We start from the raw sequence: 18,264 nt of genomic DNA on the forward strand, positions 1-18,264 counted from the left end.
GAAAGGCGGGCCGAAGCCCGCCTTTCCTGTTTTCTCAGAGCGCTAAAGTTTAGAACTGAAGCGAGGCGCTGAGGAAGATGCGACGACCAACGGGGTCGTAGGTTTCGACATAGGTGTTGCCGTTCGAGCCACCATAGTTGGAAGCGATGATCGGAGGTTCCTTGTCGAAGATGTTGTTGACGCCGAGGCGCAGATTCACCGGATCCAGGTCATACGACAGGGTCAGGTCGAAGTAGTTCTGCGCACTGATGTCGCCAACCGAGGCATCTGCACCCGTGCCGAGATCGTCATCCGTGCTGGTCTGATCCCAATCGACGGCACCGAAGTGACGCCAGCGGATCGAGGCACCGAAACCGAAGTCGAAGGTGTAACCCAGACGCGCCTGGTGACGCCATTCCGGCAGCGGCGTGCCACAGTTGTTACCGTGGAGGCCGGTGCAGTCGTAACGACCATCGGTGTTGGCGGTAGCGATGCCCGTGTCGATGGTGAAGTCGTTGAGCCACGAACCATTGAACGACAGGCTCAGTCGACCAGCGCCGATCGAACGGTTGTACGAAGCCGTGATGTCGACGCCGCTCGTCTCCACACCACCGATGTTCAGCGTGGTGTTGTTGACGAAGCCACCGTTCACCCACAGCGCGAGGCTGCCGGGAGCACGGTTGACGTTGTCACAGAACAGCGCATCACCGGTGATGCCGCACTGGTTGATGGTCGTCTGCGCACCAATCGTCGAGATCGCGTTCTCGATGCTGATGTCGTAGTAATCGACCGCCATCACGAAGCCCGGGACAATCGCGTCGGGTTCGAGAACCAGACCCACGGTGTAAGTGTCGGCTTTTTCCGGTTCAGCGTCGGGGTTGCCGCCGATGAACTGGTTGTACTGGCCAGCGGGGCTGACCGGCACGCTACCGTAGCGAGCGGTGGGGACACCCAGGTTCGCACACTGTGCTTCCGAGTAAACCGGAGTAGCGCCCGCGCAGGGATCGTTACCCGTGAACAGCGCAATCCGGTTCGGAGCGAACAGGTTGAGAATGTTCGGGGCGCGGACTGCGCGGTTGTAGCCACCACGGAAACGGACCCAGTCGACCGGAGCCAGTTCACCGATGATCTTGTAGGTATCGGTGGAAGCGCCAGTGCTATAGTCCGAATAGCGATAAGCGAGTTCGAGAGCCAGAAGGTCCACGAAGCCGTTTTCGATGATCGGAACGCGAAGTTCGCCGAAGACTTCCTTCACGTCGAAGCGACCGTACACGTCGAGCTGCGGGCTACCCTGTCCGGCACCGTCCTGGGTCTGGAAACCGGCATCGTTGGAAGTCGAGATCAACTCTTCACGATATTCGGCGCCGAGGACGAAGCCAACCGGGCTTGCGTTGCCGAGCGAAACGAGGTCGCCCGAGATATACGCATTGGCGATGACTTCTTCGGTTTCACCGGTCGAAAGCAGCGGGATGCTGACATAGTCGATCGCTGCCTGGGTGATACCGTCACGCGGGTCGCCACTGGCCACGATGCCAGCACCCTGGAACGGGTTGTACACCTGGCAGTTCGGATCCGAACCGTCGACGACCGACTGACAGACCACATTGCCGTCGGCATCAGTGGTTGCCTGAAGGGCATTGCGCAGACGCGACACCGAGAAGTCGTTATTGTACTTCTGCTGGAAGATCGTCGTGCCGTACTGGATCGATGCATCGTAGCTGATCGAATCGCTGATCGGGCCCCGCAGACCGGCGACAAGGCGATAGGCCGTGTGACGCAGGTCATCGAAGCGCGGACCGCCTTCAACGTTACGCTTACCGATGTACAGCGGGATGACACGGTCGACGACCGTGTCACCCGAGTCGGCATTGCCGTCGATCAGGCCGCACAGGTAGTCGCCCTGTGCCGCGTTGAACAGCGGGCTGTCGCACGAGATGTCGTAGGCTTCGGCGAAGAAGGTACCCGACTGAGCGATCTGGGCCTGCGAGCGGTCGTCCATGAACATGAACTCGGCATAGGCCGTGACTGCCGGCGAGATTTCGTAATCACCGAAGAAGCCTGCGGTGTAACGCGTATCCGGACGCTGGAAGTGGTTGATCGGGTTGTAGTTGTACGCCTGGAACGGTGCACCGAAGTCATCCGAACCGTCCGCCACCAGGGTCGGACCCGTGGTGAAGGTGTAGTTGAAGAAGGCGTCGGTGATGGTTGCGTTGATCGCGTTCGACGAACCACCGCAACCGCCGAACCCGGTCAGGGCGCAGAACGAATAGTCACGGTCGCCGAGCAGCAGGGCATCGACTTCGCGATAACCTGCATAGGCAGTGACGTGGCCACGGCCATCGTCGAACGACGAGCCGAGGGTCAGTTCGACATTGTACTGCGAACCACCGACATCATTGCCGCTCGGCGGGGTGAAGCCGCGGGCATCGTTGAGGTCGCCAATGGTCGAACCATTGTCGTTGACGATCTGGCTGGTGCCGTTGTCGTGCTGGTAGAAACCATAGGTCGCATCGAGGCGGACGCCTTCGAAGTCGGTGTCCATGACGAAGTTGACAACACCGGCCACAGCGTCGGCACCGTAGGTAGCCGAAGCACCACCGGTCAGAACTTCGACACGCTCGATGAGCGACGCCGGGATCTGGTTAAGATCGGCTGCGGGCGCAGCCGGGTCACCCGGCTGCAGGCGGCGACCGTTGATGAGGACGAGCGTACGCGACGTGCCGAGACCGCGAAGGTCGACCGTGGCGGTACCCGATGCACCGTTGGCGATGAAGGCGTTCTGGCCGCCGACAACCTGCGGCAGCGAGTTGACCAGGTCTTCGACGCGGACCGTACCCGTGTCGGCGACTTCACCGGCACCGATAACGGTAACCGGGCTGGCGCTGTCGACGTCGGGACGTGCGATACGCGAACCGGTAACGACGATCGCGCCGGTGGGAGTCGCCGTTTCACCGACGTCGCCAACCGTGCTTTCGTCGGCCGGGCCGACCTGTGCCATCGCCGGCTGCGCGAGAAGCGCAAGACCGAGAACGGCGGGTGCCGCGCTGGCTTTGAAGTAGGTTTGAAGTTTCACTCTGATAATCCCTCTATTGATCGACCGACCCCTGAGGTCGGATCTCCAAGGAACCCCTGGGAGGAACTAAAGAATTCGCATGGCCTAAACAGCCATACGTATGTGCAGTCCCTCCAGTGGAACCCGGCATGTGCCTTTAGGGACGCGCCCAATGCAAAGCATTTGTTACATTCGTGGGGGTTTGGCGTAACGGGTGTGACGTCGATGTCACACCGGAGTATGTGAAAGTTTCACCGGGGATGGCCGGCTCGGCAATAGTCGCAAACGACCCCTTTTCCAGCTTGCTTGACGTTTACGTAAGGCGGGACTAGGCAAACGGTCCCGTTTCAAAACCTATAACCGTATGAGGATGCCGATGCCCGAAGCCTATATAGTCGAAGCCGTGCGGACCGCCGGTGGCCGCCGCGGTGGCCGCCTGGCCGGTGTGCACCCGGTCGATCTCGCCGCCAGGTCGCTCGATGCGATCATGGAGCGCAGCGGTCTCGAGGCCAAGGCGGTCGACGATGTGGTGATGGGCTGCGTCAGCCAGGGCGGCGAACAGGCCATGCAGGTCGGGCGCCACGCGGTGCTCGCCAGCAAGCATCTGGGCGAGGGCGTTCCCGCCGTCACCATCGACCGCCAGTGCGGCTCCAGCCAGCAGGCGATTCAGTTCGCCGCGCAGGCGGTGATGAGCGGCACGCAGGATGTTGTCATCGCCGCGGGTGTCGAGAGCATGAGCCGCGTGCCGATGGGCTCGACCGCGATGTTCCACATGAAGGAAGGGCTGGGTAACTACAAATCGCCCGGACTGGAGGAGAAATACCCCGGCATCCAGTGGAGCCAGTTCATGGGCGCGGAAATGATCGCGCAGAAGCACGGCTTCTCGAAGGATGACCTCGACCGCTTTGCGCTGTCGAGCCACCAGAAGGCGATCGAAGCGACCAAGTCGGGCGCCTTCGAAAACGAGATCGTCGGCGTCGAGATCGAAACCCCCGAAGGCGAGGAATGCCACACGGTCGACGAGGGCATCCGCTTCGACGCCACGCTGGACAGCATCGCCGGCGTCAAGCTGCTCAGCCCCGAAGGCAAGATCACCGCGGCCAGCAGCAGCCAGATCTGCGACGGGTCGAGCGCGGTGCTGGTGGTCAGCGAGCAGGCGCTGAAGGACTACGGCCTCACCCCGCTCGCGCGGATCCACAATCTGACCGTGACCGCGGGCGATCCGGTGATCATGCTCGAAGAACCGCTGTTCGCCACCGATCGTGCGCTCCAGCGCGCCGGCATGAACATCGGCGATATCGACCTGTATGAGGTCAACGAAGCCTTCGCCCCGGTTCCGCTGGCATGGCTCAAGCATCTTGACGCCGATCCCGCCAAGCTCAACGTCAATGGCGGCGCGATCGCGCTGGGCCATCCGCTCGGCGCATCGGGCACCAAGCTGATGGCCACGCTGGTCCACGCGCTCAAGGCGCGCGGCAAGAAATACGGCCTGCAGACGATGTGCGAAGGCGGCGGCGTCGCCAATGTCACCATCGTCGAGGCGCTTTAATTCACTTGAAATCTGAGAGGACAATCCATGGAAGTAAGTAGCAAAACCCCCGCCGTCGTCACCGGCGGTGCATCGGGTCTCGGCGAAGCGACTGCGCGTGCGCTGGCCGCCAAGGGCGCCAAGGTCGCCATCTTCGACATGAACGAAGAGAAGGGCGAAGCGGTCGCCAAGGACATCGGCGGCATCTTCTGCAAGGTAAATGTGACCAGCGACGAAGACGTCGATGCGGGTTTTGCCAAGGCGCGCGAAGCGCATGGCCAGGAACGCATCCTCGTCAATTGCGCAGGCATCGGCAATGCGATCAAGACCGCCAGCCGCGACAAGCAGAGCGGCGAGATCAAGCATTTCCCGCTGTCGGCCTTCGATTTCGTCATCCAGGTCAATCTGATCGGCACCTTCCGCTGCATCGCCAAATCGGCGGCGGGCATGATGACGCTCGACGCGTTGAGCGAAGACGGGGATCGCGGCGCGATCGTCAACACCGCTTCGGTCGCGGCCGAAGACGGCCAGATGGGCCAGGCCGCTTATTCCGCGTCCAAGGGCGGCGTCGTCGGCATGACCCTGCCGATCGCGCGCGACCTGATGCGCGAAGGCATCCGCGTGAACACCATCCTGCCGGGCATTTTCGAAACCCCGCTGATGAATGCTGCGCCGCCGCAGGTGAAGGAAGCGCTTGCCGCATCGGTGCCGTTCCCCAAGCGTCTCGGCCTGCCAGGCGAATATGCCAAGCTCGCCATGTGCATGATCGAAACCGGCTATTTCAACGGCGAGGATGTGCGTCTCGATGGTGCCATCCGCATGGCGCCGCGGTGATCGCCAGACGGCTTTCCTACTGCGGGCGGGACATCTAGCCTTGCCCGCATGAACCATTCCAGCGCCTCCGTCCGCATGCCGAAAACGGCGCGGGCGGGGGCGCTTTGCTTTTACCCGCAGGACCGTGTTCCATGTGTTCCATCCTGACGGGATGACCGGAGAGGAAACCCAGACCATGTCCTACACGCAGATCAAGCTCGATATCGCCGACGGCGTTGCCACCATCACACTGCATCGCCCAGAGAAGATGAACGCTTTCACCCGCGTCATGATGGATGAAGTCATCGACGCGATCGACACCACCGATGCCGATGACAGCGTCCGCGCGGTGATCGTGACCGGGCATGGCGACCGGGCTTTCTGTGCCGGTGCCGACCTCACGCCCGAGGGCGGGGGACACGTCTTCTCCGATCCCAATCCGGTCGATGACCTGTCCGACGAACGCGTGCGTGATGGCGGCGGCCGGCTGACGCTGCGGCTGTTCAATTCGAAGAAACCGCTGATCGGGGCATGCAACGGCGTGGCCGTGGGGGTTGGTGCGACCATGCAGCTGCCGTTCGATATCCGGCTGGCGAGCGACAATGCGCGCTTCGGCTTCGTCTTCGCGCGGCGCGGGATCACGCCCGAAGCTGCCTCGAGCTGGTTCCTGCCGCGACTGGTCGGAATGCAGACCGCGCTCGAATGGTGCATGACGGGGCGGATATTCGATGCCGGCGAAGCGCTCGATCGCGGGCTGGTGCGCTCGGTTCATCCGCAGGGTGAACTGATGGACGCGGCTCGCGGCATTGCGCGCGAGATTGCCGACAACACTTCCGCGGTATCGGTGGCCATGACCCGCGCAATGCTCTGGCGGCTTGGCGCAGGCGGGCATCCGATGGATGCGCACCGGATCGACAGCCGCGCGATCTATCGCCTCAGCCGCAGCGAGGATGCGAAGGAAGGTATCGCCAGCTTCCTCGAAAAACGCGCGCCCGAATATCCCGATACGGTGAGCGGCAACATGCCCGATTTCTACCCGTGGTGGGACGAACCAGGCTACAGCTGAGTCCCGGCAAAAGGTTACAATCGCAACGGCCTTGCCAAGTCGGGGCCGTCATCTAAATGTAACCGCATGTCCAGACGCCAGCCCGCCCAACGCCTTGCAGAATTCCTGCCCTATCAACTGTCGATCGCCTCGAATGCGGTCTCGACCCGGATTGCCGAGCAGTATCGCAAGAGGTTCGCGCTCAAGACCACCGAATGGCGGATCATGGCGGTCCTGGGAGACCACGGCGCGCTGACGCAGCGGCAATTGTCGCAGCAGACGCTGATGGACAAGGTGCCCGTCAACCGCGCGTGTAAGCGGCTGGAGGAGCGCGGGCTGGCGCAGCGTTCGCCCAATGCGAGCGACGGGCGTTCGCATCTGCTCGAACTGACTGCGGAAGGGCGCGCGGTGCATGCGGGGATCATGCCGCTGGCGCTCAAGATTGAACGGCAGCTGTTCGCCGTGCTGAGCGAGGATGAGCGGGCCAGCCTGCTCGACATGCTCGCGCGGGTGCGCGACCAGGCGGGGGACTTCGACGCGGAAAGCCTGGCCGACTAGGCTGTCGGCCAGGCTCCCGGGTTTGCGACTGGTCGCAGGAGTCGTGGGCTAGCCGATACCGCCGCTGAAGGCGTCGGCGATCGAACAGGCTGCCGGGCCGAGAATGACGATGAACAGCACCGGCAGGATGAACATGATCAGCGGCACGGTCATGATCGCGGGCAGGCGGGCGGCCTTTTCCTCGGCGCGCATCATGCGCTCGTTGCGGAACTCGGCCGACAGCACACGCAGCGCGGAGGCCAGCGGCGTACCGTAGCGTTCGGTCTGGACCATGGTGGTAACCACGCCCTTCACCGCGTCGAGATTGACGCGATAGGCGAGGTTGTTGAACGCCTGGCGCCGTTCGTTGAGGAAGGACAGCTCGATCGCGGTCAGGGTGAACTCGTCGCCCAGCTCGGGATAGGCGCGGCCCAGTTCCTTGGCGACGCGGTTGAACGCGGCATCGACGGTCAGGCCGGCCTCGGCGCAAATCACCAGCAGGTCGAGCGCGTCGGGCAGGCCCTTGCGGATCGCGTCGGAGCGTTTCTTGGCAAGATTGCCGAGGTAGATTTCGGGACCCTTGTAGCCGACGAACACGGCCAGGGCGAGCGCCGCCACACGCTTCATCTCCCAGTCGGGATAGACCTCGACCAGATACAGCATGACGAAGGCGAAGCCGCCGAGGAGGATCGGCAGCACGGCGCGCAGGCCGATGACGACGATCGCCAGCTCCTTGTTGCGGATACCGGCATGGGCGAGCTTCTGCTGGACCGTCAGGATCTGGCTCTGCTGCAGCACTTTCATGCTGCCGAGCGTGTCCTTGATCTTGTCGGTCGTGTCGCTGTTGCGAACGAGGCTCTGGCGCTTCTTGGCGCTTGCGGTGACGAGGCCCATCTTGAGCTCTTCGCGGCGCCCTTCGAGGGCCTTCACGCGCTTGCTCATCGGGTCCTTGATCGTGACCGCGGTGTAGATTGCGAACAGCACTGCGAGCGCCGCGACCCCGGACAGGATCGAGCCGATCACGAATATGTCGAAGCCCAAGAGGGTGGGGCCGGTTGCGGGATCCATTACGCTAGTCCTTCCCCAGCTCAGATTTCGAAGCTGACCATCTTGGCCATGATAAAGGCGCCGATGCTCATCCAGACGAGGCCGCCGAGGCCGGTGACGATCAGGCGGTCATCTTCGAAGAAACCGCCGATATAGGTGGGATTGATCCACCAGATCATGAAGAACACGATGAAGGGCAGCGCGCCGACGATATAGGCCGAAGCCTTGGATTCGGAGCTCATCGCCTTGATCTTGAGCTTCATCTGCGCGCGCTTGCGCAACACGTCCGCCAGGTTCGACAGCGTCTCGGCGAGGTTACCGCCGGTTTCGCGCTGGATGGCGAGCGTGATGCAGAAGAAGTTGAATTCGGAAATCTCGAGCCGGTTGGCGGCTTCCTGGAGCGAATCCTCCATGGTCCGGCCGATCTTGATGCGCTCGACGATGCCCTTGAATTCCGCCCCGACAGGGCCGGGGACTTCCTGCGATACCACCGACAGGGTTTCGGTTACCGGCAGACCCGAACGCAGGCCGCGAACGAGCAGTTCGATGGCGTCGGGAAACTTGGCATTGAAGGCATTGGTGCGCTTCTTGATCGCGCGGCTGACAAGGAAGTGCGGCAGGCCTGCGCCGACCAGCACGCCGAGACCAAGCGAAAAAGCCAGCGATCCGCTGCGCAGATACATCAGCAGCGCGACCGCGACCCCGAGACCGAGCGAGGCATAGGCATACTGGCTGAGCGTCCAGCCCTTGCCGGTCCGGTCGAGCCGGATGGCCAGGGCCTCCACGCGCGAAGACGATCCGGCAACGCCGCGCATCTTCGGCCTGCGCGCCGCAATGGCTTTCTTGAGCTGCGATTCGACCTTGGTGTCGGTGCTTTCCGAATGCCGGAAGCGTACCTGCTGGAGCCGGCGCTGGCTCGCCTTGGCCGTGTTCGGACCGGAAAACAAAGCGTAGCCGATCGCCAGCAAAGCCAGGACCCCGAAGGCCAACAGCACCAGCTGGAAGATGTTCATGCGTACTCTCCGATTATCCGATCGCGGGTCCGGGGTCGCCCCCGGAAGCCGTTATTCCGCGGGCACTGCGGTCCGCGGGTCTTTCTTCTTCGCCAGCAGGTTCTTGAAATCGAGCCCGCCGAGCAGCGACTTCTTGGCCCCTGCTTCCGCGGCTTTCTCGGCTTCCTCGTCGCCCATGCCGATGATGCGCGAAGAGAGCTGCTTGATCGCCGAGGTGGCCTTGGCACCGGCATTGGCATCGACGAAGGTCTTGCCCAGCTTGGCGGCATTGGCCGCCGCCTTCTGGTCGAACGGTATCGTCACATCGATCTTGCGTTCGATCGAGGCCTCGAAATCGGCCTTGCTGATTTCCGCGACGCCCGGCTGCACCTTGTTGGCGACGATCAGCGGCTGCGCTTGCGGAGCATGGGTCTTGAGCCACGACAGGATGCGGATGGTGTCACGCGCCGAAGCGAGCGACATTTCCGTGGCCAGCACGACGACATTCACGTCGTTGAGCAGGTGCGGGAAATTGATCATCATGTTGCGCGGCATGTCGACCACGGTCATTTCGAACTGGTGCTTGAACTCCTCCTGCAACTGCAGGAAAGCCGCGCCATCGGTCATCAGCGGCTGGCTGATGGGCGCTTCCGCCGACAGGATGGCGAGATTTTCGTTGGCGCGGATCATGGCGCGTTCGATGAACAGGCCATCGATCCGGCCGGGGTTGTCGATCGCATCGGTCAGGCCGCGGCCCGGTTCGAGATCGAGCGCGAGCGCACCGGTCCCGAAATGCACGTCGAGGTCGAGCAGGGCGGTCGGCATGCGCTGGTCGACCGAGAAAATCCATGCCAGCGAGGTCACCAGCGTCGATGCGCCCACGCCGCCGCGCGTACCGATCACGGCGGCCGAAATGTGACGCTTGACGCCCTCGTCCTCGCCGCTGCGCGGGGCCAGGAACACCGCTTGCGCCTGATTGAGCGAATCGCGCACCGCGCTGGCCGACAGCGGCTTGAGCAGATAGTCGTGGATGCCGCTCGCGAGCAGGTCGCGGTAAAGGCGGACGTCGTTGACCTGGCCGATGGCGATCACCACCGTGCCCGGCTCGCAGACTTCCGCCAGCGCGTTGATGTCGTTCAGCGGGTCGCCGCTTTCCGACAGGTCGACCATGAGGATGTTCGGGCTGGCCGCCACCGACAGCGACTGGATCGCATTGCGCAGACCGCCCTTGTTGCATTTTTCGGGCTGCCAGCCGAGTTCGATCACCACAGGACGCAGCACGTCGAGGGCGGTCTCGTCGCAGATATAGGCGGCAAAGGCGTCGCGGTTGCCCGCCATGCTCGATTTAAGTGAAGCGCTCATGGCTGCTTAGCCTCCTTCATTGGTGCTGACTTCAGTCAGATCGCCCGCGCCGGTCGGCGCCTTCTCGCGATAGCTCCGGATGGCTTTCGTCGAAGTCGTGACGACGGTCTGGCCGGTGCCCTGCTGACCGGAAATCAGGTCTTCGGGATTGGCGACCATGGCGGCGAGATTGCCGTTCACGGCACAGCCGTAGCCGGGATAGGTCGCGTTATACTCGTTGGCCTCGTTATTGGCCGACCAGTCGGGGCAACCCGGAACGCTGGCGGTCGAACGGGTCACGACGATCCGGGCCTGGCCCGGCTCGACATAGCCAGCGGTGACCGGCGAACCCTCGGTAACCAGCAGCCCGTGCCGACCCGCAAGCGCCGCAAGGTCGTCTTTCAACGCCGGATTGGCGGTGGGATCGTCGAGCGAGACGCGGTCGCCATAGCCGAGGCCCATGGCCTCGAACCAGCCCGACACGCGCTGCTGCTCGCTAACCGCCAGGCCATCGCCGACAGTGTTCACATCGAGCGTGAAATTGGTCCGTTCCACTACCGGCTGACGCGCGCTGTAGAGCGAGCGGTTCTCGGTCGGGAAACCGCCACAGGCGCCGAGCACGAGGCTGAGCGAGACGGCCAGCGAACCGGTAAGCTTGCGAGTGATTGCCTTTGCCATGGTACTCGTCCCTCTTATTCGAAGCTGAAGCCGGGCTGCGCCGACGCGGTACGTTCGTTACGGCGTGCGTCGGGCTTGGCAGCCGCCTGCTGCTCGTCACTGTCGCCCGGGGTTCCGTAGGAAATGCCCGGGGCTGCCGGAGCGGTCTCGACCGCGCGCGGCTTGGGGCGGTCGGCGCCGGTTACGCCGTCACTCTGCTGCAGACCCAGCAGCCGCTGGAATTCGGTCGGCTTGCGGAACCCGTCGGTCGGCAGCTTGATGTCATTGGCATCGACCGGCTTCACCAGATAGGGCGTGACCACGATCACTAGCTCGGTTTCGCCCTTGCGGTAGGTGGTCGAGCGGAACAGATTGCCGAGGATCGGCACGTCGCCGAGACCCGGGGCCTTGTCGACCGAGTTGGTCGCATTGTTCGACAGCAGGCCGGCGATCATGAAGCTCTGGCCCGAACCGAGTTCGACGGTGGTTTCCGCGCGGCGCGTAGTCAGCGCCGGTACCTGGAAACCTTCGAGCGTGATTGCGCCCTGACTGGTCAGTTCCGACACTTCCGGGCGAACGCGCATCGAGATGCGGCCATTGGCAAGGACGGTCGGGGTGTAGGCGAGGCTGACGCCATAGTTCTTATATTCGATGCTCGTCGCACCAAGTCCCTGGCTGAGCGGGATCGGAAATTCGCCGCCGGCAAGGAATTCGGCGGTTTCGCCCGACAGGGCCGTCAGATTGGGCTGCGACAGCGTGGTTGCGAAGCCTTCGGTTTCAGCCAGATCGAGTGCAGCACCGAGGTCGAGACCGAGGAATTTGCCAAACCCGGCGAGAGTCGTGCCCGGGCTGATGGCAGTAAAATTGCTGCCTTCGCCTGCGGATCCGATCGTCACCGCGCCTTCGCGGCCCTGGCCCACGCCGAACTGGAAACCGCCGGTCGAGTCGACGCTGGTCAGATTGACACCGACTGCCCGAACGAAGCTGCGGCTAACCTCGACGATGCGCACCTGCAGATTGACCTGCAACGGCGTCGCCATACGCAGCCGGCTGATGACATTCGCGTCTTCGCCGACATAGGCTTCGACGAGGCGCTGCGCCTCTTCGGCATCCTCGGGTGCGGCAACCGTGCCGGTCAGGAGGATGACGTTGGTGCCCATCGTCGCGACCGAGATCTTGGCATCGGGCATGGCGAGCGCCATCAGCTGGTCGATGCTGCCGATATTCGAGCCGACGCGGACATTGGCGGACCAGATGATATCGCCGGCGCGGTTGCTGGCGTAGATCGTGGTTTCGCCGCCGGCCTTGCCGAACACATAGAGCTGGCGCTGCGATTTGACCTGCACGTCGGCGACATTGTCGTCGGCGACGAAGATGTCGGCCATCGTGCCGGGCACATTGACCAATTCGCCGCGACCGATCGAAAGGACGATCTCCGAACCGGGGCTGACGACCGACTGGGCCGTCGCAACGGTCGTCGGCGCGGCTGCCAGCGGCGCAATGGCCAGGCTGGCGAGCAGCAATTTGGTAGTAAGACGACGTTTCATGGAATTGCCCCCTGAATGGCGTTCCGTATCTTGTATCGGGCTCATTTGATCATGGCCGCCTGGGCGACGGGTACCGTCCTCGCGGCTTGCGCGGTTCCGGCGGCCTGCTGGCCGACGAAGGCAGTCACGCCGGTCTTGCCGACCGGGACCTCTTCGGTGTCCTTGCCGCGGGTGACGCGCACGCTCGGGCCCTGGCGGACCGGCTGTCCGCCGATGCCCGCAGGCGCACCTCCCGGTGCAGCCGGAGCGACGGTGCCTTGCGAGGGCATGGTACGGCGCTGGAAGCGCGAGACATCGCCGCCGGTCACATAGCTGCTCTTGCCATCGTCGGGACGGGCCATCGCCTGGCGCAGCAGGCGCTCTTCCTCTTCGGGCGTGGCATCGTCGGGAATGGTGACATCACCGGCAGCGATCGCGCGTTCAAGCTCGGTCTGGTTGTCGGCGAGCGAGCGCAGCGACAGGCTCAGCGAGCCGATGGTTTGCGCCACGGCGACCTTTTCCGCGATCACCGGCGTCACTTCGAGTGTCACGGTGCGGAATTCCTTGACCACGGTCGAACCGTCTTCGGCCTTTTCCGACACGGTCGACTGGTCGGTGGCAAGCACGCGGAGGTTACGAAGGATGGTTTCCGAGGCTTTCAGGCTGGTGCCTTCATTGCCTTCGACCTGCTGGGTCAGGACCATGTCCACCCGGTCACCCGGGAAGACAAAGCCGCCCACGCCCGATTGGGCGTTAACGGGAACGGTGATGGCCCGCATACCCGGGGCCAGAGCGGCGGCGAGGAAGCCGCGGTCGCCGGGCGCGACGAGCGAGCCCTGGGTGACCGGTTCACCGGCCGTGATCGGATGGCGCACGACCGTACCGAGCAGCTTGCTCATATCGGCTTCGCCATCGAGGAAGTAGGCGTCCTGGACCAGCTCTTCAGGCCACATCTGGAAGCCGATCGCGTCGGCCGTGATGATCGTGCCGACCGGCAGCGCGCGTTGTGCGACGAGGACCTTGGGTCCTTGCGCCTGGGCCTGTGCGGCTTCGGCCTGCGGTGCGCTCGCCCCGGCGAACATGCTCCGCGCGACAAGCGCCGTTCCGACCGCAACGACCAGTGCGGCAATCAGCAGAACCAGCTTCTTCCTATCCATGGCTATCTAGCCCCCTAGTTCAGCCCGGCAAATCCTATCGCGGGCAAGTATGGTTTCACGCTCTAAGGGCGAATTGGTTAAGATCGCGTTTTCAACCGCCCGCCGCGGCTGCGTGGCCTGCGAGCAACTGCCCGCTGACCACGATCCAGATGCCGGCGAGTGATATGGCTGGCCCGTAGGGGACCCACAGATCGCGGTCGTGGCGGCGGATGATGCGGATCGAACCGAGCGTGACGATGAGCAATATCGTGAACGGGGCGAGCATCAGCGCGATCGCGGCGGCCGGACTGGTCGTGCCCATCCCGGCGAGACCCGGCGGCATCGGCAGCTTGGGCCCGCCCAGCACTGCGCTGGCGAACAGCGCGGCAATGGCGGTGCCGATGACGAGCAGCACGGTATCGCGCGCGGGCTTGGTCTTGATCGTCTTCGAATGCGCGACCCGCCATGCGCCGATAGCCATGGTCAGCACCCAGCCGAGCATCGCCATGGCGACCAGCAGCAGCGTGAATTGCGATGGCGGGACCCACAGCGCGAGCGCCGTGAGCAGCTTGACATCGCCGCCGCCCATCTGGCGGATCGCGAACAAGACGCAGCACACGGCGAAGACCAGCAGCGCCAGTCCGATCTGGAACGCAACGCCGGGCCATAGCGGCAGCCCGATCGAGAGCCAGTAGAGCGGCGCTCCGAGGGCGACCGTCATGGTCAGCCGGTTGCTGATCGTCCGGCTCTTGAGGTCGGTCACGATCACCCAGAGGAGTGCGATTGCCAATCCGGCAAGCAATACGTAGGTGAAAATCTGGCTTTGCATGACGCTCCCCGGGCAACCCTTCGGGATGTGGTGCTACAGGAACGTGCTTACCAAAAAGTAACCATAGAGGAGGTCGTGATCGCCGACATGCCAGCGCCGCAGGAACCCATCGATCGCCGCGCGATCCCGCCGGCAGCGCGCGAATCCACCTTCGCGCTGGCCGATGGCCACGCGATTCGGCGGATCGACTGGCCCGGCGCAGGTGGCGGACAGCGCGGGTCGATCCTGTTCCTTCCCGGTCGCGGCGACTTCTACGAGAAGTATCTCGAAACGCTGGAGCAATGGCATCGTGCAGGCTGGCGCGTCACCGCTGCCGACTGGCGCGGACAGGCGGGGTCGGGGCGGCTCGGCAATGACGCGGTGACCGGCCATGTGGACGATTTTTCCGACTGGACCGCGGATCTTGCGCATCTCTGGACCGCATGGAAGGCGGCCACACCGGGGCCCCATATCCTGGCCGGCCATTCGATGGGCGGGCATCTGGTCCTGCGCGCGCTGGTCGATGGTCTGGTCGCGCCCGATGCCGCCATTCTCAGCGCACCGATGGTCGGGATGGCCGGGCCGCCATTGCCGCTCGGCGTGCTGCATGCGGCAGCGCGGCTTATGACGAAGGTCGGCAAGCCAACGCGTCCGGCCTGGAAATGGAGCGAGAAGCCCGGCGAAATGCCCGCCGATCGCAGCGACCTGCTCACCCATGACGGCGCGCGCTATGCCGACGAGCTGTGGTGGCGCGAGCAACGCCCAGAACTGGTCATGGGGCCGGGTAGCTGGGGCTGGGTGGAACGCGCCTATGCCTCGAGCCGGCGGCTCGAGGAACGCGGAGCGATGGAAAAGGTGCATGTGCCCGTGCTGGTGGTGAGCACTTCGGCGGATCGATTGGTGAGCCACGCATCCGCCGTGCGCGCGGCGCGGCGCCTGCCTAAGGGCGAATTGATCGCCTTCGGTGACGAGGCACGCCACGAAATCCTGCGCGAAATCGATCCGGTGCGCGAGCGCGCCCTTGCGGGCATGGCCGAATTCCTCGATCGCGTGGCTCCGCAGGAGAACCCGTGACCAGCTACGACTTTGCCATCATCGGCGCCGGAATCGCCGGGGCCAGTCTCGCCGCCGAATTGACCGACGGCGGCGCAAGCGTCCTGATGCTCGAGGCCGAGGACCGGCCCGGCTATCACGCCACGGGGCGTTCCGCGGCCTTTTGGGAAGAGTGCTACGGCGGTCCGGAGATCGTACCGCTGACGCTCGCATCGGGGGCCTATCTGCGCGACGGCGGGTTCCTCCACCAGCGCGGTGCGCTGTATATCGGGCGCGAGGGCGACGAGGAGCTGGTGACGCAGTTCATGCAGCGCTTCGTTCCGACCGGGGCGACGATACAGCACCTCGGGCGGGCGGAATTGCAGCGGCGGATCGGCGGAATTCGCCATGACTGGTCCGATGCGATTTGGGAGCCGATGTGCGCCGATATCGACGTGGCCCGGCTCCATGCGCATTTCCTTGCCCAGGCGCAGGGCGGCGGTGCCAGCCTGGAATGCCGCGCGAGGCTCGTAAATGCCACCCGCGCCGACGGGCAATGGACGCTGACGACCGAGCGCGGCGAGACCCATCACGCCGCAGTGCTGGTCAACGCGGCCGGGGCCTGGGCGGACGAGATCGCCCGGCTGGCCGGTGCGCAGCCAGCCGCGATCAGCCCCTATCGCCGTACGGTGGTGCAGGTGCGCGTCGATCCGCCGGTGCCCGAGGACCTTCCGCTCGTGCTCGACATCCGCGGGCGGTTTTATTTCAAACCCGAAGCCGGACGGTTGTGGGTCAGCCCGCATGACGAGGAACCGAGCGAGCCCTGCGATGCCGCGCCCGAAGAACTGGCGGTGGCGGAAGCGATCGCGCGGCTCGAGGAAGTCGTCGACTGGCGGGTCGAAGCGGTCGAGCACAAATGGGCGGGCCTGCGCAGCTTTACGCCGGACCGCCGGCCGGTTTACGGCCCCGATCCCAAGGTCGAAGGCTTCGCGTGGTTCGCGGGGCAGGGCGGCTTCGGCATCCAGACTTCGCCCGCCGCCGCGCGGCTCGGGCGCCAGCTGTTGCTGGAGGAAAAACCCGATGCGGTGACTGCGGGTCTCGACCATGAACTCTATTCAGCGGCCCGCTTTGGCTAGCAAAGCCGGCATCATTTGTTAGGGTGCGCCCCCAATCCAAGCTTATGACGGAGACAAATCAATGAGCCACCACTTCGAGATCTACAAGGACAAGGCCGGCGAATTTCGCGTCCGTTTCAAATACAATTCGGAAGTGATGTTCTCGACCGAAGGATATGCCTCGAAGGCGAGTGCGCAGAACGCCATCGATTCGATCAAGAAGAACGGCCCCGGCGCGGAAACCGTCGACAACAGCTGATCAATCCGCGCGGGCGAACTGTTCCGCGGCATCGCTGGCAAGCTGGTCGACCCGGTCGTTTTCGGGGTGACCCGAATGGCCCTTAACCCAGTGCCAGTGGACCCGGTGGTGCGCGGTCAGTTCGATCAGCTCATGCCATAGCTCGGCATTGCGCACGGGCTTCTTGCTGGCATTTATCCAGCCGCGCTTCTTCCAACCGTGGACCCACTTGGTGATCCCGTCGATCAGGTACTTGCTGTCGGTATGGAGATCGACCTCGCAGGGTTCGATCAACGCGCTCAACCCCTTGATCGCCGCGGTCATTTCCATGCGGTTGTTGGTCGTATCGGGTTCGCCCCCCGACAGTTCCTTCTCGTGCTGGCCCATCCGCAGCAGCGCGCCCCAGCCGCCGGGGCCGGGATTGCCCTTGCAGGCGCCATCGGTGAACATTTCGACCTTCTTCATGCGAACGCCCTCTGGCCGTTTGCGCGATAGAATTCCAGCCGCCGCGTGAAATCCATCGGATCCTTGCGGCGGACCAGCGCATCCTCGGGGGTATCGAGCCAGTCCTGCGCGCGGCTGGCAATGAAGCGCAGGCAGGCGCCCTCCGCCAGCAGCGGCAGCGCGGCGCGCTCCGGCTCGCTCAGCGCCCGCACGCTTTCGTAGCCCTCGATCAGCGCGCGACCCAGCGCGTGATCGCAAGTCTCGCCCGCATCGTCGAAACACCAGGCGGCGTGCGTCACCGCCAGGTCATAGGCCATCGCGCCGGTGCAGGCGAAATAGAAGTCGATCATCCCGGTGACCCGGTCGTCCAGCATCAACACGTTGTCCGGGAAGAGGTCCGAATGGATAATCGATTGCGGCAGATCTTCCGGCCAGTCGCGCACGATCGCCTCGCCGGTGTCCAGCATCGCGGGCAGATGCGGGTCGATCGTCGCGAGTGCCGCGGCTCCGCACTGCGTGAGGATCGCCAGCGTATCGCGCGGGGCGAGCGTGTTTTCGCGCGCCATGGGGAAATCATGCGCGGCGAGGTGCGCCTGTGCCAGCGCAACACCCACTGCGCGCGCCTGCGCCGGTGTCGGGTTGCTCGGCGAGACGCCCGGGAGGAATTCGATCAGCGCGACCGCTTTGTCGCCCACCATGCGCCAGGCGGCGCCGTCGCGGTCATGGATCGTGCGCGGCACCGCGCATCGCGCCGCGGAAAGATGGTCGAGCAGGCCGAGAAAGAAGGGCAGGTCGGCGGTCTCGATCCGCCGTTCGTACATCGTCAGGATGAAGCGCCCGCGCGTAGTTTCGACCAGCCAGTTGGAGTTCGACACCCCTTCGGCAATGCCCTTGGACGAGACGAGTTCGCCGACATCGTAATGCGCGATGAGTCGCGCAAGTTCCTCGGCCCCGAGATGGGTATAGACGGCCAC

Annotated in this window: 17 protein-coding genes; 7 read left to right on the plus strand and 10 right to left on the minus strand. The window is 64.1% G+C overall.

Annotated features, from left to right (window positions below; genetic code table 11):
* Nucleotides 1–49: 49 nt before the first annotated feature.
* Nucleotides 50–3,052: a TonB-dependent receptor domain-containing protein gene (locus VWN43_RS02785; RefSeq protein ID WP_320180747.1), complete on the minus strand. Its 3,003-nt coding sequence runs from the start codon at nucleotides 3,050–3,052 to the stop codon at nucleotides 50–52.
* A 355-nt stretch (nucleotides 3,053–3,407) separates the two neighbouring features.
* Here VWN43_RS02785 and VWN43_RS02790 point away from each other — a divergent pair, with 355 nt between their 5' ends.
* The 4 genes from VWN43_RS02790 to VWN43_RS02805 all read left to right on the plus strand — a co-directional run bounded on the left by VWN43_RS02790 (nucleotide 3,408) and on the right by VWN43_RS02805 (nucleotide 6,975).
* Nucleotides 3,408–4,580: an acetyl-CoA C-acetyltransferase gene (locus VWN43_RS02790; protein ID WP_320180746.1), complete on the plus strand. Its 1,173-nt coding sequence runs from the start codon at nucleotides 3,408–3,410 to the stop codon at nucleotides 4,578–4,580.
* Nucleotides 4,581–4,607: 27 nt separating this feature from the next.
* Nucleotides 4,608–5,393, plus strand: a complete 786-nt coding sequence (locus VWN43_RS02795) for an SDR family NAD(P)-dependent oxidoreductase (protein ID WP_320180745.1) — start codon at nucleotides 4,608–4,610, stop codon at nucleotides 5,391–5,393.
* Between the two features lie 175 nt (nucleotides 5,394–5,568).
* Nucleotides 5,569–6,438 carry a crotonase/enoyl-CoA hydratase family protein gene (locus VWN43_RS02800; protein ID WP_320182136.1) on the plus strand — a complete coding sequence of 290 codons (870 nt, stop codon included), beginning with the start codon at nucleotides 5,569–5,571 and terminating at the stop codon, nucleotides 6,436–6,438.
* 66 nt (nucleotides 6,439–6,504) lie between these two features.
* Nucleotides 6,505–6,975, plus strand: coding sequence for a MarR family winged helix-turn-helix transcriptional regulator (locus VWN43_RS02805; RefSeq protein WP_253518407.1), 471 nt, complete (start codon nucleotides 6,505–6,507; stop codon nucleotides 6,973–6,975).
* A gap of 48 nt (nucleotides 6,976–7,023) precedes the next feature.
* On the opposite strand, the gene VWN43_RS02810 is transcribed toward VWN43_RS02805, so the two are convergent.
* The 7 genes from VWN43_RS02810 to VWN43_RS02840 all read right to left on the minus strand — a co-directional run bounded on the left by VWN43_RS02810 (nucleotide 7,024) and on the right by VWN43_RS02840 (nucleotide 14,482).
* On the minus strand, nucleotides 7,024–8,022 hold the full coding sequence (locus VWN43_RS02810) for a type II secretion system F family protein (RefSeq protein ID WP_320180744.1): 999 nt from the start codon (nucleotides 8,020–8,022) through the stop codon (nucleotides 7,024–7,026).
* Nucleotides 8,023–8,042: 20 nt separating this feature from the next.
* Nucleotides 8,043–9,014, minus strand: coding sequence for a type II secretion system F family protein (locus VWN43_RS02815; RefSeq protein ID WP_253518376.1), 972 nt, complete (start codon nucleotides 9,012–9,014; stop codon nucleotides 8,043–8,045).
* A 51-nt stretch (nucleotides 9,015–9,065) separates the two neighbouring features.
* Entirely contained in the window at nucleotides 9,066–10,355 is a 1,290-nt protein-coding gene (locus VWN43_RS02820; RefSeq protein WP_253518373.1) for a CpaE/TadZ family protein, read from the minus strand.
* A gap of 6 nt (nucleotides 10,356–10,361) precedes the next feature.
* A complete protein-coding gene (locus VWN43_RS02825; protein WP_253518370.1) occupies nucleotides 10,362–11,012 on the minus strand; it encodes a CpaD family pilus assembly protein in 651 nt (216 codons plus the stop codon).
* 14 nt (nucleotides 11,013–11,026) lie between these two features.
* The gene (locus VWN43_RS02830) at nucleotides 11,027–12,538 is read right to left on the minus strand and encodes a type II and III secretion system protein family protein (protein ID WP_320180743.1); all 1,512 of its coding nucleotides are present in this window, start codon (nucleotides 12,536–12,538) and stop codon (nucleotides 11,027–11,029) included.
* Nucleotides 12,539–12,579: 41 nt separating this feature from the next.
* Nucleotides 12,580–13,674, minus strand: coding sequence for a Flp pilus assembly protein CpaB (cpaB, locus tag VWN43_RS02835; RefSeq protein WP_253518363.1), 1,095 nt, complete (start codon nucleotides 13,672–13,674; stop codon nucleotides 12,580–12,582).
* Nucleotides 13,675–13,765: 91 nt separating this feature from the next.
* The gene (locus tag VWN43_RS02840) at nucleotides 13,766–14,482 is read right to left on the minus strand and encodes an A24 family peptidase (protein ID WP_320180742.1); all 717 of its coding nucleotides are present in this window, start codon (nucleotides 14,480–14,482) and stop codon (nucleotides 13,766–13,768) included.
* An 87-nt stretch (nucleotides 14,483–14,569) separates the two neighbouring features.
* Here VWN43_RS02840 and VWN43_RS02845 point away from each other — a divergent pair, with 87 nt between their 5' ends.
* The 3 genes from VWN43_RS02845 to VWN43_RS02855 all read left to right on the plus strand — a co-directional run bounded on the left by VWN43_RS02845 (nucleotide 14,570) and on the right by VWN43_RS02855 (nucleotide 16,867).
* Nucleotides 14,570–15,535 carry an alpha/beta hydrolase gene (locus VWN43_RS02845; RefSeq protein WP_320182135.1) on the plus strand — a complete coding sequence of 322 codons (966 nt, stop codon included), beginning with the start codon at nucleotides 14,570–14,572 and terminating at the stop codon, nucleotides 15,533–15,535.
* Nucleotides 15,532–16,629, plus strand: coding sequence for an NAD(P)/FAD-dependent oxidoreductase (locus VWN43_RS02850; protein ID WP_320180741.1), 1,098 nt, complete (start codon nucleotides 15,532–15,534; stop codon nucleotides 16,627–16,629). Before VWN43_RS02845 ends, VWN43_RS02850 begins: the two co-directional genes overlap by 4 nt.
* A 61-nt stretch (nucleotides 16,630–16,690) precedes the next feature.
* A complete protein-coding gene (locus tag VWN43_RS02855) occupies nucleotides 16,691–16,867 on the plus strand; it encodes a YegP family protein (RefSeq protein WP_263606220.1) in 177 nt (58 codons plus the stop codon).
* On the opposite strand, the gene rnhA is transcribed toward VWN43_RS02855, so the two are convergent.
* Entirely contained in the window at nucleotides 16,868–17,311 is a 444-nt protein-coding gene (rnhA, locus tag VWN43_RS02860; protein ID WP_320180740.1) for a ribonuclease HI, read from the minus strand.
* Nucleotides 17,308–18,264: a homoserine kinase gene (gene thrB / locus VWN43_RS02865; RefSeq protein ID WP_320180739.1), complete on the minus strand. Its 957-nt coding sequence runs from the start codon at nucleotides 18,262–18,264 to the stop codon at nucleotides 17,308–17,310. Before thrB ends, rnhA begins: the two co-directional genes overlap by 4 nt.

This window comes from Qipengyuania sp. HL-TH1 (assembly GCF_036365825.1).
Taxonomy (GTDB): domain Bacteria; phylum Pseudomonadota; class Alphaproteobacteria; order Sphingomonadales; family Sphingomonadaceae; genus Qipengyuania; species Qipengyuania profunda.